Origin of the sequence: Arenibaculum pallidiluteum, from assembly GCF_017355985.1 — a bacterium.
GTDB classification, from domain to species: Bacteria; Pseudomonadota; Alphaproteobacteria; order Azospirillales; family Azospirillaceae; genus Arenibaculum; species Arenibaculum pallidiluteum.
Window position 1 is genome coordinate 619333 of the sequence record NZ_JAFIQU010000002.1, and the last position, 13013, is coordinate 632345.

At 69.4% G+C, this 13013-nt stretch carries 14 protein-coding genes; 11 read left to right on the top strand and 3 right to left on the bottom strand.

All coding sequences use genetic code 11. From position 1 onward, the window contains the following. Window positions 1-15 precede the first annotated feature (15 nt). From ctaD to JUB13_RS06935, 7 genes are all read left to right on the top strand, one after another. Window positions 16-1617 carry a cytochrome c oxidase subunit I gene (ctaD, locus tag JUB13_RS06905; protein ID WP_207478042.1) on the top strand — a complete coding sequence of 534 codons (1602 nt, stop codon included), beginning with the start codon at window positions 16-18 and terminating at the stop codon, window positions 1615-1617. Between the two features lie 82 nt (window positions 1618-1699). Next, entirely contained in the window at window positions 1700-2614 is a 915-nt protein-coding gene (locus JUB13_RS06910; protein ID WP_207478043.1) for a heme o synthase, read from the top strand. A gap of 142 nt (window positions 2615-2756) precedes the next feature. Beyond that, the gene (locus JUB13_RS06915; RefSeq protein WP_207478044.1) at window positions 2757-3329 is read left to right on the top strand and encodes a cytochrome c oxidase assembly protein; all 573 of its coding nucleotides are present in this window, start codon (window positions 2757-2759) and stop codon (window positions 3327-3329) included. 49 nt (window positions 3330-3378) lie between these two features. Continuing rightward, window positions 3379-4203 (top strand): cytochrome c oxidase subunit 3, encoded by an 825-nt coding sequence (locus tag JUB13_RS06920; RefSeq protein WP_207478045.1) that lies wholly within the window; start codon window positions 3379-3381, stop codon window positions 4201-4203. Beyond that, complete coding sequence (locus JUB13_RS06925) at window positions 4191-4565, top strand: DUF983 domain-containing protein (RefSeq protein WP_328702881.1); 375 nt, start codon at window positions 4191-4193, stop codon at window positions 4563-4565. The genes JUB13_RS06920 and JUB13_RS06925 overlap by 13 nt, the downstream gene beginning before the upstream one ends. Window positions 4566-4567: 2 nt before the next feature. Then, window positions 4568-5293 (top strand): SURF1 family protein, encoded by a 726-nt coding sequence (locus tag JUB13_RS06930; protein WP_207478046.1) that lies wholly within the window; start codon window positions 4568-4570, stop codon window positions 5291-5293. Continuing rightward, window positions 5290-6828: a carboxypeptidase M32 gene (locus JUB13_RS06935; protein WP_207478047.1), complete on the top strand. Its 1539-nt coding sequence runs from the start codon at window positions 5290-5292 to the stop codon at window positions 6826-6828. Before JUB13_RS06930 ends, JUB13_RS06935 begins: the two co-directional genes overlap by 4 nt. A 35-nt stretch (window positions 6829-6863) precedes the next feature. On the opposite strand, the gene JUB13_RS06940 is transcribed toward JUB13_RS06935, so the two are convergent. After that, window positions 6864-7439 carry a TIGR00645 family protein gene (locus tag JUB13_RS06940; protein WP_211115475.1) on the bottom strand — a complete coding sequence of 192 codons (576 nt, stop codon included), beginning with the start codon at window positions 7437-7439 and terminating at the stop codon, window positions 6864-6866. Between the two features lie 133 nt (window positions 7440-7572). On the opposite strand from JUB13_RS06940, the gene JUB13_RS06945 reads away from it, so the two are divergent. After that, complete coding sequence (locus JUB13_RS06945) at window positions 7573-8319, top strand: metallophosphoesterase family protein (RefSeq protein ID WP_207478048.1); 747 nt, start codon at window positions 7573-7575, stop codon at window positions 8317-8319. Here JUB13_RS06945 and JUB13_RS06950 read toward each other — a convergent pair whose 3' ends face one another. Further along, window positions 8320-8859, bottom strand: coding sequence for a hypothetical protein (locus JUB13_RS06950; RefSeq protein ID WP_207478049.1), 540 nt, complete (start codon window positions 8857-8859; stop codon window positions 8320-8322). A 173-nt stretch (window positions 8860-9032) separates the two neighbouring features. Here JUB13_RS06950 and thrC point away from each other — a divergent pair, with 173 nt between their 5' ends. From thrC to JUB13_RS06965, 3 genes are all read left to right on the top strand, one after another. After that, on the top strand, window positions 9033-10490 hold the full coding sequence (gene thrC / locus JUB13_RS06955; protein ID WP_207478050.1) for a threonine synthase: 1458 nt from the start codon (window positions 9033-9035) through the stop codon (window positions 10488-10490). Next, entirely contained in the window at window positions 10487-11746 is a 1260-nt protein-coding gene (locus tag JUB13_RS06960; protein ID WP_207478051.1) for a M16 family metallopeptidase, read from the top strand. The genes thrC and JUB13_RS06960 overlap by 4 nt, the downstream gene beginning before the upstream one ends. 135 nt (window positions 11747-11881) lie before the next feature. Continuing rightward, the gene (locus JUB13_RS06965; RefSeq protein WP_328702882.1) at window positions 11882-12481 is read left to right on the top strand and encodes a GNAT family N-acetyltransferase; all 600 of its coding nucleotides are present in this window, start codon (window positions 11882-11884) and stop codon (window positions 12479-12481) included. 65 nt (window positions 12482-12546) lie between these two features. On the opposite strand, the gene JUB13_RS06970 is transcribed toward JUB13_RS06965, so the two are convergent. After that, window positions 12547-12840 (bottom strand): hypothetical protein, encoded by a 294-nt coding sequence (locus JUB13_RS06970; RefSeq protein WP_207478052.1) that lies wholly within the window; start codon window positions 12838-12840, stop codon window positions 12547-12549. Window positions 12841-13013: the final 173 nt, after the last annotated feature.

Below are 13013 nucleotides of genomic sequence, written 5' to 3' on the forward strand. Positions count from 1 at the left end.
GGATCGAGGTAAGACATGGCTCAAGGAGCAGCGGGCGCTCACGCGCACGATCACGACCACGACCACAAGCCTGGCTTCGTCCAGCGCTGGTTGTTCTCCACCAACCACAAGGACATCGGCACGCTCTACATCGTGTTCTCGGTGATCGCCGGCCTGATCGGGGGCCTGTTCTCCGTGATCATGCGCGCCGAGCTCCAGAACCCCGGCCTCGACGTGGTCGGCGACGGGCAGATCTGGAACGTCTACATCACGGCCCACGGCCTGATCATGGTGTTCTTCGTGGTCATGCCGGCGCTGATCGGCGGCTTCGGCAACTGGTTCGTGCCGCTCATGATCGGCGCGCCAGACATGGCCTTCCCGCGGCTGAACAACATCAGCTTCTGGCTGCTGGTCCCCGCCTTCCTGCTGCTGGTCGCCTCGGCCTTCGTGGGCACGGGCGCCGGCACCGGCTGGACCATCTACCCGCCGCTCTCCTCGGCGGTCGGGCATAGCGGCCCCTCGGTCGACATGGGCATCTTCGCTCTGCACCTGGCGGGTGCAAGCTCGATCCTCGGCGCGGTGAACTTCATCACGACGATCTTCAACATGCGCGCGCCGGGCATGACGCTGCACAAGATGCCGCTCTTCGCCTGGGGCATGCTGGTGACCGCCTTCCTGCTGCTGCTGGCCGTGCCCGTGCTCGGCGGCGCCATCACCATGCTGCTGACCGACCGCAACTTCGGCACGACCTTCTTCGACCCCGCCGGCGGCGGCGACCCGGTGCTGTTCCAGCACCTGTTCTGGTTCTTCGGCCACCCCGAAGTCTACATCATGATCCTGCCGGCCTTCGGCATCGTCAGCCACATCATCTCGACCTTCTCCAAGAAGCCGATCTTCGGCTATCTCGGCATGGCCTACGCCATGGTCGCGATCGGCGTGGTCGGCTTCGTGGTCTGGGCGCACCACATGTTCGCGGTCGGCCTCGACGTGGACACGCGCGCCTACTTCACTGCGGCGACGATGATCATCGCGGTGCCCACCGGCATCAAGATCTTCTCCTGGATCGCCACGATGTGGGGCGGCTCCATCGAGTTCAAGGTGCCGATGCTCTTCGCCATCGGCTTCATCTTCCTGTTCACCATCGGTGGCGTGACCGGCGTGGTGCTGGCCAATGCCGGCATCGACATCATCCTGCACGACACCTACTACGTGGTCGCCCACTTCCACTACGTGCTGAGCCTGGGCGCGCTGTTCGGCATCTTCGCCGGCTTCTACTACTGGATCGGCAAGATGTCGGGCCGCCAGTACAACGAGCGGCTGGGGCAGATCCACTTCTGGCTGTTCTTCGTCGGCGTGAACCTGACCTTCTTCCCTCAGCATTTCCTGGGTCTGGCCGGCATGCCGCGCCGCATCCCGGACTACCCGGACGCGTTCTGGGGCTGGAACATGATCTCGTCCTTCGGCGCCTACATCTCCTTCGCGGCGTCGCTGTTCTTCGTGTACGTCGTGTTCCACACCCTGACCCGCGGCGAGCGCGTCGGTGCGAACTACTGGGGGCCGTCGGCCACCACGCTGGAGTGGACGGTCAGCAGCCCGCCGCCCTTCCACGCCTTCAACGAGCTGCCGGTCATCAAGTGACCGGAACCGCTCCCTGAAGGGGCGGCATCCTGCAGGGGTCCGGGCGCATGGCCCGGACCCGCAACTTCGAGAGGACAGGGACATGAGCGACACCACCATCGGCACGGCGGCACAAACCGCTTCGGCCGGCGGCAGCGTCGGCGACTATGTGGAGCTGCTGAAGCCCCGCGTGATGTCCCTTGTCGTCTTCAGCGGCCTGGCTGGCCTCGTGGCGGCACCGGGCTCGATCCATCCGCTTCTGGCGCTGACGGCGCTGCTGTGCATCGCTGTCAGCGCGGGCGCCTCCGGCGCCATCAACATGTGGTATGACCGCGATATCGACGCGGTGATGCAGCGCACGCGCCGGCGGCCCATCCCCGAGGGGCGCGTCGGCCCGGACGAGGCTCTGGCCTTCGGCGTCGTGCTGACGATCGGCGCGGTCCTTCTGATGGGGCTGGCCGTCAACTGGATCTCGGCGGCGCTGCTGGCGCTCGCCTCCGCCTTCTACGTCTTCGTCTACACGATGTGGCTGAAGCGGCGCACGCCCCAGAACATCGTGATCGGCGGCGCCGCCGGCGCCTTCCCGCCGATGATCGGCTGGGCGGCCGTGACCGGCACGGTCGACATCTCGTCCATCGCCCTGTTCCTGCTGATCTTCATGTGGACGCCCCCGCATTTCTGGGCCCTGGCGCTGTTCCGCAGCGACGACTACGCCCGTGCAGGGGTGCCCATGCTCCCCGTCACGGCCGGCGCGCGCGAGACCAAGCGCCAGATGCTGGCCTACACCCTGCTGCTGCTGCCGGTCGCGGCCGCGCCGTGGCTCCTGGGCGCTGCCGGCACCCTCTATGCCGCCGGGGCGGCGGTGCTCGGCCCGCTCTTCGTCCTGTGCGCGGTGCGGGTGCTGCGCGAGGATGACGAGCACCGCGCCGGCGACCGCGCGGCCAAGCAGATGTTCGCCTTCTCGATCCTCTACCTCTTCCTGCTCTTCGCGCTCCTGATTGCAGACCATCTGGGTTGAGCGCGGCGATGGAAGGCGGACCCATGGACAACGAGTTCAAGAAGCGGCGCCGAGGCCGGAACCTGGCCCTGCTCGCCGTGTTGCTCGGCTTGGCGGCGCTGATCTACGCGATCACGCTCGTAAAATTGAAGGGAGCCGGGTGATGACGCCCGAGACCCGACGCCGCAACCGCAGGGTTATGCTCGCCTGCACGGGCCTCGTGGCCGGCATGGTCGGGCTGTCCTTTGCCTCGGTCCCGCTCTACAACCTCTTCTGCAAGGTCACGGGCTATGGCGGCACGACCCAGGTGGCCGAGACGGCCCCGGCGGAGATGCTCGACCGCGTGATCAAGGTGCGCTTCAACGCCGAGGTGAACGCGGGCCTGCCCTGGCGCTTCACGCCGGAGGCGCCCGAGGTCGCCCTCAAGGTCGGTGAGACCGGGATCGTCAGCTACCGGGCGGTCAACCGCGCGGACACGCCCATGGTCGGCACCGCCACCTTCAACGTCACTCCGCAGAAGGCCGGCATCTATTTCAACAAGATCCAGTGCTTCTGCTTCACCGAGCAGAGGCTGGAGCCCGGGCAGGCCGTCGACATGCCGGTGGTGTTCTTCGTCGACCCGGCGATCGCCCAGGACCCGAACCTCGACGACATCGAGACGATCACCCTGTCCTACACCTTCTTCCGCGCCAAGGACGACCCGGGCCTGAAGCAGGTGTCCGAGAAGACCCAGTAACGGGGCCCGTACGAGGCTCCGGCGAATTGCGAACGAGGGATTGAGAGAGATGGCCGAGACGCACGCCACGACCGCGGTGCACGACGCCCACCACGGCGCCAAGCACCCCTACCACCTGGTTGATCCCAGCCCCTGGCCCCTGCTCGGGGCCTTCGCCGCCGGGCTGCTTGCCCTGGGGCTGATCCTCTACATGCACGGCAGCGGCTGGATCGTGGCGGCGCTGGGCTTCCTCTCCGTGCTCGGCGTTATGTACGGCTGGTGGCGCGACGTCGTGAAGGAGTCGGTGCGCCAGAAGGCCCACACGCCCGTGGTGAAGATCGGCCTGCGCTACGGCATGGCGCTGTTCATCACCTCCGAGGTGATGTTCTTTGCGGCCTTCTTCTGGGCCTTCTTCGCGGCCGCCCTGTTCCCGACCGCAGAGATCGGCGGCGTCTGGCCGCCGGCGAACATCCACACGGTCGAGGCCTTCGGCCTGCCGCTGATGATGACGCTGATCCTGCTGCTCTCGGGCACCACGATCACCTGGGCTCATCATGAGCTGCTCGAGGGCAACCGGAGCAAGGCGCTGACCGGCCTCGGCCTGACGATCCTGCTGGGCCTGATCTTCACGGGCTTCCAGGCCTACGAGTACCACCACGCCGAATTCGGCTTCAAAGACGGGATCTACCCCTCGGCCTTCTATATGGCGACCGGCTTTCACGGCGCCCATGTGATCATCGGCACGATCTTCCTGATCGTCTGCTACTTCCGTCTCGCCAAGGGCCACTTTACCCCGCGCAGCCATTTCGGCTTCGAGGCCGCGGCCTGGTACTGGCATTTCGTCGACGTCGTGTGGCTGTTCCTGTTCACGGCGATCTACTGGTGGGGTTCGTGACGGGAAACTGGCCAAGGCTTTCCCCGGTCTCGGTGGCGGCGCGGGCGTGCTGCCCCCGCTGCGGCCGGGGAAGGCTCCATCTCGGCTTCCTGACGATGGCCCCGCTCTGCGAGGCCTGCGGCCTCGATCTCGTCAGGCAGGACACCGGCGACGGGCCGGCTGTCTTCCTGATCTTCGTCCTGGGCTTCCTGGTCGTCCCCGCGGCGCTCTATGTCGCGATGCATGTGGAATGGCCGCTCTGGACGCACGCGCCGGTCTGTGGCGTCGTGATCCTCGCCCTGACGGTCGGCATGCTGCGGCCGGCCAAGGCCAGCGCCATCGCGCTCCATTACCGGCACCGCCGCTCCGACCGAGGGGTCTGAGCATGCCCGCACCGACGGCCCGGCGCTTCCGGCCCAGCCGGCGCGCCACCCTCTTCATGCTGCCCTGCCTTGCCATCCTGCTGGGCCTCGGTACCTGGCAGGTTGAGCGCCTGGGCTGGAAGAGGGACCTGCTGGCGCGCATGGACGCGCAGATGGCGGCGCCTCCCGTCCCCCTGCCCGCCGGGATCGACGATCCCGCGGCCTGGGAGTACCGCCCCGTGACGGTGACCGGCGCGTTCCGGCACGACCAGACCATGCCGATCTCGGCGCGCACCCTGCAGGGCCGGCTCGGCTACGAGCTCGTCACCCCGCTGGACCGGCCCGACGGCACGACGGTGCTGGTCAATCGCGGCTGGGTACCGCTCGACCGGCTCGCCCCAGACACCCGGCCGGGCAGCGAGCCCGCGGGCGAGGTGACCGTTCGCGGCCTCGCGCGGCTGCCGGTCGATCCCGGCTGGTTCCGGCCCGCGGCCGATCCCGCGCGCAATACCTGGTTCGCGGTCGACCTGCAGGCCATGGCGGCGCGCATCGGCCGTCCCGTCGCCCCCGTCTACGTGGACGCCGCGGCGGCCCCCGCCCCCGAAGCCCTTCCGGTGGGCGGCCGCACGATCATCGACGTGCCCAACAACCACCTTCAATATGCCCTGACCTGGTACGGGCTCGCCGTGGTGCTGCTGGCTGTCTATGCGATCTCCCAGCGCCGCCGCCCGGAGGAGAACAGCCCATGACCGCACAGCCTGAACAGGTCCCGGCGGCCCCCGCCGGGGCCTATGCCGCGCTCGAGGCGCGCTTTCGCCGCTGCGCCGCCATCGGCGACGCGCTCGGCATCCTGCAGTGGGATTCCGAGACGCTGATGCCGCCCGGCGCCGCGGCCGGCCGCGCCGAGCAGCTCGCGGCACTCAAGGTCCTGTCCCACGAGATCCTGACCGACCCGCGGACCGGCGCGCTGCTGGACGAGGCCGAGGCGGAAGCGGCACGATCGCCGCTGCGACCCTGGCAGGCCGCCAACCTGCGCGAGATGCGACGCGCCTACAGGCACGCGACGGCCGTGCCCGCCGACCTGGTGGAGGCCAGCTCTCGGGCTGTCTCACGCTGCGAGATGGTGTGGCGCGAGGCGCGGCCGGCGGCGGATTTTGCCATGCTGCTGCCCTCGCTGCGCGAGGTGCTGGACCGTCAGCGTGAGGTCGCCGCCGCCAAGGCCGAGGCGCTGGGTGTCTCTCTCTACGATGCCCTGCTGGACGGCTATGAGCCCGGCGGCCGTTCGGCCCGCATCGATGTGCTCTTCGGCGAACTCGAAGGCTTCCTGCCGGACCTGCTGCCGCGCGTCCTCGACGCGCAGGCCAGGCGGCCCAGGCCGCTCCGGCCGTCGGGGCCGTTCCCGGTCGCGGCGCAGCGCGCCGTGGGCGAGCGCCTGATGCGCATCGTCGGCTTCGACTTCGGCCGCGGGCGGCTGGACGTCAGCCTGCACCCCTTCTGCGGCGGCGCCAGCAACGACGTGCGGCTGACCACCCGCTACGACGAGAGCGATTTCACCCGCGCGCTGATGGGGGTGCTGCACGAGAGCGGTCACGCCCTCTATGAGCAGGGCCGGCCGGCCGCCTGGATCGGCCAGCCAGTCGGCGAGGCCCGCGGGATGGTTCTGCACGAGAGTCAGTCCCTGCTGGTCGAGATGCAGGCCTGCCGCTCGCGCGCCTTCCTTGAGTTCGCGGCGCCGCTGATGCGCGAAGCCTTCGGCGGCGAGGGGCCAGCCTGGAGCGCCGACGCGATCCATGCCCTGTACACGCGCGTCGAGCCCGGCTTCATCCGCGTCGACGCGGACGAGGTCACCTATCCCGCCCATGTGATCCTGCGCTACCGCCTGGAGAAGGACCTGATCTCAGGTGCCATGGACCTGGCCGACCTGCCAGAGGCTTGGAACCGCGGCATGGAGCGCCTGCTGGGCATCGTCCCGCCCGACGACCGGCTCGGCTGCCTGCAGGACATCCACTGGCCGGGCGGGGCCTGGGGCTACTTCCCGACCTACACCCTCGGCGCCATGGCCGCCGCCCAGCTCTTCGATGCCGCCTGCCGGGAGGAGCCCGACGTGCTTCCGGGCCTCGGGCGCGGGGATTTCGGCCCCCTGGTCGGATGGCTCCACCGCTCGGTGCACGAGAAGGCGAGCTTCCATCCCGATGCCGATTCCCTGCTGGCCGAGGCGACCGGGCGCCCGCTGGGCGCCTCGGTCTACAAGCGGCACCTGGAGCGCCGATACCTGGAGGCGTAGGCACTCTGCCGCGGATCCGAGCGTGCGCCCGATCCTCAGTGCCCGCCGTCCTGGATCTGGTGGGCGCGGGCAGAGACCAGGTGGGCGCGCTCGACCAGCCAGTCCATCAGGGCCAGCATCACGCCCGACAGCACGAAGACCACGTGGATCGCGATCTGCCACTGCAGGTCCTCCTTGGTCACGTCATGGACGTCCATGAAGGCCTTCAGCAGGTGTATGCCCGAGATCGCGACGATCGAGGCGATCAGCTTCAGCTTGAGGCCGCTGAAGTCCACCTTCCCCATCCATTCCGGCCGGTCTTCGTGCCCTTCGAGGCCGATCTTGGAGACGAAGTTCTCGTAGCCCGAGAAGATCACGATGAGCAGCAGGTTGCCGGCGAGCGAGAGGTCGATCAGCGAAAGGATCGCCAGGATCATCTCGGATTCCGGCAGGTCGAGCAGATGGGGCAGGATGTGCAGGATCTCCTGCACGAACTTGACCACCAGCATGCCGAGCGCGAGCACCAGCCCAAGGTAGAAGGGGGCAAGGAGCCAGCGGCTCGCGAAGATCGTGCGCTCGAGGGCGGTCTCCACGCGCTTGCGGACGCGCGGCTTGGACGCAATGACGGCCATGGGTGAAGGGATCCCGGTGGTGGGTGGCGATGACGGCGGGACCCTACCACTTTGGGGAGGGAAGCGATGTGGCAATGTCGCTGTCGGCGATGGCAAGCTGAAGGCAACCCAGACCCGCCGGAGCGGCCTTCCCATGCGCATCGCCGTGATCGCCGACATCCACGGCAACCTGCCGGCGCTCGAGGCCGTTCTCGACGACTTGGCCGGCCGCAGCATCGCGGAGGTGATCGATCTCGGCGACTGCGTCTCGGGCCCGCTGTGGCCGCGCGAGACCTGCGAGCTTCTGATGGCACGCGGCTTCGCGACCGTGCGGGGCAACCACGACCGGCAGGTGACGGACCTCGCCCCGGTGGCCATGGGCCCCTCGGACGCCTTCGCCCGCGCGGCCCTGGATCCGCGGCACCTGGCATGGCTGGCCACCCTGCCGCCGCGGATCCAGGGCCCGGGGTTCCTCGCCACGCACGGCGTGCCCGGAAACGACACGGCCTATCTGCTGGACAGGGTCGAGAACGGCCGGCTCGTGGCGGCCGGCCCCGACGAGATCCTGAGGCGGCTCGGGAGCGACGCGGCCGGCCTGATCCCCGGCCTGGTCCTCTGTGGGCATAGCCATCAGGCACGCCTTGCCCGGCCGCGGGCGGGCCTGACGGTCCTGAACCCCGGCAGCGTCGGCCTGCCGGCCTACGAGGACGACGGCGCCGACCCGCCCCATGTCTCGGAGACGGGGGCGCCGCACGCCCGCTACGCCGTGGTGACGCTGGTCGGGGAAAGCCCCGCCGTGGACTTCATCGCCCTGCCCTATGACCACGAGGCAGCCGCGGCGCGCGCCGCGGACAACGGCCGGGCGGACTGGGCACGTGCCCTGCGGACCGGCCGGATGTGATCACGCCGGGTGCAGCCGCAGCCCTGCGTAGGCCGCCGCCAGCATGAAGTGGCGCGTCATCTGCACGAGGTCGGTGCGCCAGTACAGCTTGTGCAGGTCGTTTGCCAGGAAGTCCGGCTCCACCGCCGCGTAGCAATAGGCGTCGACCCTCGGCCCCGCGCCGCCGGGATCCCTGCCGTCGTGCCAGCCGATCAGCCATCCCGCATGTCCCGCACCGATCGCCCAGCGCTCGAAATGCGGGGAGACGGCACGGGCGTCCAGGGGCGGCCCCGCTGGGATCGAATAGACCGCCACCAGTCGGCGGACGTTGCATTGCACGCTCATGCCCAGCACGTCGCCGAAGGCATGGATGCGGTAGAAGGCGTCCGAGGCACCACGGGCATGCGCCAGCTCGACCCGGGCGCGGCCGAGGCTCTGAAGGTCGGCGAAGTCCGGATCCTCCCGCGGTTCCGGCAGCGCGTACTCGACTGTGCGGAAAGCCTCGACCATCTGCCGGGTCAGGAAGTCCTCGGTCTCGCGCCGCGCGTCATCCAGCGTCATGGGTCCTCCGTCTCTCAACGCGGTGCCCTGATGTTCAATGGGCGGTGTTCAATGGCCGCGCCGTCATGGGACGCAGCCCATTGAACACCGGAGCGCCGCGATTCGGTTCCGGCGCTTGCGAGTCGCCAGCCTGCGCCGCTAGGTTAGCGGGCTTAAAACGGAGAATTCCCCTCTTGCGCTATGTGAGCACTCGGGGTCAGGCCCCGGTCCTGGGCTTCGACGACGTTCTCCTGGCCGGCCTGGCGCGCGACGGCGGACTTTACGTCCCGGAAGCCTGGCCGCAGTTCTCGCCCGCGGAATGGCGCGCCATGCGCGGCCTGTCCTATCCGGACCTGGCGACGCGCGTGATGCTGCCCTTTGTCGAGGGCGCGCTGGACGAGGCCACCTTCGCGCCGCTGGTGCGCGGCGCCTATGCGAGCTTCGATCACGCGGCGGTGACGCCGCTGAAGCAGCTCGACGGCGGGCTCTGGCTGATGGAGCTGTTCCATGGCCCCACGCTGGCCTTCAAGGACGTCGCGCTGCAGCTTCTCGGCCGGCTCTTCGACCATGTGCTGACGCGGCGCGGAGAGCGCGTCACCATCGTGGGCGCCACCTCGGGCGACACGGGATCGGCCGCCATCGAGGCCTGCCGCGACCGGGCCGCGATCGACATCGTGATCCTGCACCCGCGCGGCCGCACCTCCGATATCCAGCGCCGGCAGATGACGACCGTGCTCTCGCCCAACGTGCACAACGTGGCGCTGGAGGGCACCTTCGACGACTGCCAGGACCTCGTGAAGGCGATGTTCAACGACGCGGCCTTCCGCGACGCCCACCGGCTATCGGCGGTGAACTCGATCAACTGGGCCCGCATCATGGCCCAGATCGTCTATTACGCCCATGCGGCGCTGTCCCTTGGCGCGCCGGACCGGCCGGTCTCCTTCTGCGTTCCCACGGGGAACTTCGGCAATGTCTACGCGGCCTATGCGGCGCGTGCCATGGGCCTTCCGATCGAGCGCTTGGTGGTCGCGACCAACACAAACGACATCCTGGCCCGCTTCTTCGCCTCGGGCGCCATGGAGGCAGCGCCGGTCGTCCCGACCATAAGCCCGAGCATGGACATCCAGGTCTCCAGCAACTTCGAGCGCGTCCTCTTCGACCTGCTCGACCGCGACGGCGCCGCCGTGACCGAGAGCCTGACGCGGTTCCGCAGCACCGGCCGCTTCGCCGTCGCCGAGGCGCAGCTTGGGCGCGCGCGCGCGATCTTCACCGGCCATCGGACCGACGAGGAGATGACGCGCGCGACGATCGCCGCGACGCTGCAGATGGCCGGCGAACTCGTGGACCCGCACACGGCGGTCGGCATTGCCGCCGCCCGGGCGGCCGGCGCCTTGGGAACCCCCCTGGTGGTGCTCGCGACGGCCCATCCCGCAAAATTCCCCGACGCCGTCGAGGCCGCCGCCGGCATCCGGCCCGGCCTGCCCGCGCGGCTGTCCGACCTCCATTCGCGCGAGGAGCGCATGACCGTCCTTCCCAACGACCTCGCCGCCGTCCAGGCCTTCGTCCATGCCCGCTCCCGGGCTGCCCTTCAAGGAGCGGCCCTCCAGGGGTCGGCCCTGGGGGCGCCACTCGGCATGGGAGGCGCGGCATGAGCGGCATCCGTACGACGGTCCTGCCCAACGGCCTGCGGGTCGTGACCGATCCCATGGCCGGCGTCGAGAGCGTGTCCCTTGGCGTCTGGGTGGGCGTCGGCACGCGGGACGAGCGCCCGGCGGTCAACGGCGTCGCCCATCTGGTCGAGCACATGGTCTTCAAGGGCACGCGCCGGCGCAGCGCCTTCGACATTTCCGAGCAGATCGAGGCTGTGGGCGGGCACTTGAACGCCTATACGACCCGCGAGCACACGGCCTACTACGTGAAGATCCTGAAGGAGGACACGGCGCTCGGCCTCGACATCATCGCGGACATGCTCCAGCACTCGGTCCTCGACGAGGGCGAGCTGGCGCGGGAGCGTGCGGTCGTCCTCCAGGAGATCGGCCAAGCCGAGGACACGCCGGACGACATCATCTTCGACCATTTCCAGGCCACCGCCTATCCCGACCAGGGTCTCGGCCGCCCCGTCCTGGGCAAGCCCGAGATCGTCGAGGCGCTGCCGCGGGACGCGCTCGTCGAATATCTGACGGGGCACTATTCCGGCCAGCGGCTCGTCCTGGCGGCGGCCGGGCGGATCGAGCACGACCGGCTCGTGGAGCTGGCCGAGGCGGCCTTCCAGGCCCTGCCCGAGCACCGGCCGGCGCCGCGCGAGCGCGCCGTTTACCGCGGCGGCGACTACCGCGAGGAGCGGGACCTGGAGCAGCTGCACCTGGTCCTCGGCTTCGCCGGGGTCGGGTTTCACGAGCCCGAGTACTATGCCCATTCGGTGCTTTCGACGCTTCTCGGCGGCGGCATGTCCTCGCGCCTGTTCCAGGAGGTCCGCGAGAAGCGGGGCCTGGCCTACAGCGTGCATAGCTTCACCGGTTCCTACGAGGACGGCGGGCTGTTCGGGATCTACGCCGGCACCGGGGCCAAGGAGGTCGAGGAGCTCGTGCCGGTGGTCGCGGAGGAGATCTGCAAGGTCTCTGAGGACGTCACGGAGGACGAGGTGCGGCGCGCCCGCAACCAGATCAAGGCCGGAATTCTGATGTCCCTGGAAAGCAGCATGTCGCGCTGCGAGCAGCTTGGCCAGCAGCTCCTGACCTTCGGACGGCATCTCGGCCCCGAGGAGATCGTGACGCGGATCGATGCCGTGGACGCCGGGATGGTCAGGCAGGCCGCCCGGCGGATGAGGGCATGCACGCCGACCGTCGCGGCCCTCGGTCCGCTGGGCAAGCTGGAGTCCCATGACCGGATCGCGGCGCGCTTCGCCTGATCCGCGGCGGGGCCGGAACGGAATGGCGACGGGGTGCGGGATTCCGGCCGGAATGGCCGCCCGGGATCCCGAGGGTTGCGACCGGTCCGCGGCCGGGTGCGGATCGCGGGCTGCTCCAGGCGCGAGGGTGGCGTCTTGATCGGGTTCCTGCGCGGCGGACTCATGGGGGCGCCGGCCGTGAGGCTGCAGGGTCGTCGGGTGCATCTGCGCCCGCCGATGCCGAAGGACTGGAAGGAATGGGCGGAGCTGCGCGGACGCTCCCGCGCCTTCCTGACGCCCTGGGAGCCGACCTGGCCCGCCGATGCGCTGGCGCGCGACGCGTTCCTGCGCCGCACGCGGCGCCAGATCCAGGAATGGCGCGACGACGAGGCCTATAGCCTGCTGGTCTTCGAGAACCAGAAGGGGGCGCTGGTCGGGGGAATCGGGCTCAGCAACGTGCGCCGGGGCGTCGCGCAGACAGCGACGCTGGGTTATTGGGTCGGCGAGCCTTTCGCACGCCACGGCTTCACCGCCGAGGCGGCGGCGCTGATCGCGGAATTCGGGTTCGAGCAGCTGGGCCTGCACCGCATCGAGGCCGCCTGCCTGCCGACCAACCTGCCGTCGCGCGGTCTACTGGAGAAGGTCGGTTTCCTGCAGGAGGGCTATGCCCGGGGCTATCTGCGGATCGACGGTGCGTGGCGCGACCACGTGCTCTACGCGGCCCTTCGGGAGGATTGGCGTCGGCCTCTGCTATGAGCGGCGCCGGCCCTTCGCCGGATCGGATCCGGCGAAGGGCCGATGACGGACCAGGATCCTGCCGCTCAGTTCGCGTAGGTCAGGGCGAAGTCCGTCTGGTCGTCCAGGGAGGCCTGCTGGTCCGCGACCGTGCTGCCGTTGCCCTGGACCGACGACCGGACCGACGCCTGGCCGGCATCACGGGTCAGGTCGACGACGACCGAAGCCGCGGGCGCCGCCGGAGCCTTCTCCTGCGCCATGAAAGATGTCAGGTCGGTGCTGCCGATGAACAGGTTCTTCCCGGTGCTTCCGTCGTCGGCGGAAGCGCTGCCGGCGCCGATCAGGGCGACGAGGGCGAGGGAGTAGGCGAGAGTCTTCATGGTCGTGTCCTCGGGTTCGATTTCAGGTCGATGGCGGCCGTCAGTTGGCGTAGATCAAGGCGAAGTCGGTCCCGCCGAAGGCGGTCTCGGCCTGCACCGGCGCGCTGTGGGCAACGCCCACGGCGGGCGCCGGCTCGGCGTAGATCGGATCGACGGCGCGGTCGCCCCAGACC

What these genes read in the sequence shown, in the direction of transcription:
- JUB13_RS06960 (WP_207478051.1), top strand. Translation starts at nt 10,487, where the DNA reads ATGAGCGGCATCCGTACGACGGTCCTGCCCAACGGCCTGCGGGTCGTG.
- JUB13_RS06930 (WP_207478046.1), top strand. Translation starts at nt 4,568, where the DNA reads ATGCCCGCACCGACGGCCCGGCGCTTCCGGCCCAGCCGGCGCGCCACC.
- JUB13_RS06915 (WP_207478044.1), top strand. Translation starts at nt 2,757, where the DNA reads ATGACGCCCGAGACCCGACGCCGCAACCGCAGGGTTATGCTCGCCTGC.
- JUB13_RS06950 (WP_207478049.1), bottom strand. Translation starts at nt 8,859, where the DNA reads ATGACGCTGGATGACGCGCGGCGCGAGACCGAGGACTTCCTGACCCGG.
- JUB13_RS06920 (WP_207478045.1), top strand. Translation starts at nt 3,379, where the DNA reads ATGGCCGAGACGCACGCCACGACCGCGGTGCACGACGCCCACCACGGC.
- JUB13_RS06940 (WP_211115475.1), bottom strand. Translation starts at nt 7,439, where the DNA reads ATGGCCGTCATTGCGTCCAAGCCGCGCGTCCGCAAGCGCGTGGAGACC.
- JUB13_RS06945 (WP_207478048.1), top strand. Translation starts at nt 7,573, where the DNA reads ATGCGCATCGCCGTGATCGCCGACATCCACGGCAACCTGCCGGCGCTC.
- ctaD (WP_207478042.1), top strand. Translation starts at nt 16, where the DNA reads ATGGCTCAAGGAGCAGCGGGCGCTCACGCGCACGATCACGACCACGAC.
- JUB13_RS06935 (WP_207478047.1), top strand. Translation starts at nt 5,290, where the DNA reads ATGACCGCACAGCCTGAACAGGTCCCGGCGGCCCCCGCCGGGGCCTAT.
- JUB13_RS06970 (WP_207478052.1), bottom strand. Translation starts at nt 12,840, where the DNA reads ATGAAGACTCTCGCCTACTCCCTCGCCCTCGTCGCCCTGATCGGCGCC.
- JUB13_RS06910 (WP_207478043.1), top strand. Translation starts at nt 1,700, where the DNA reads ATGAGCGACACCACCATCGGCACGGCGGCACAAACCGCTTCGGCCGGC.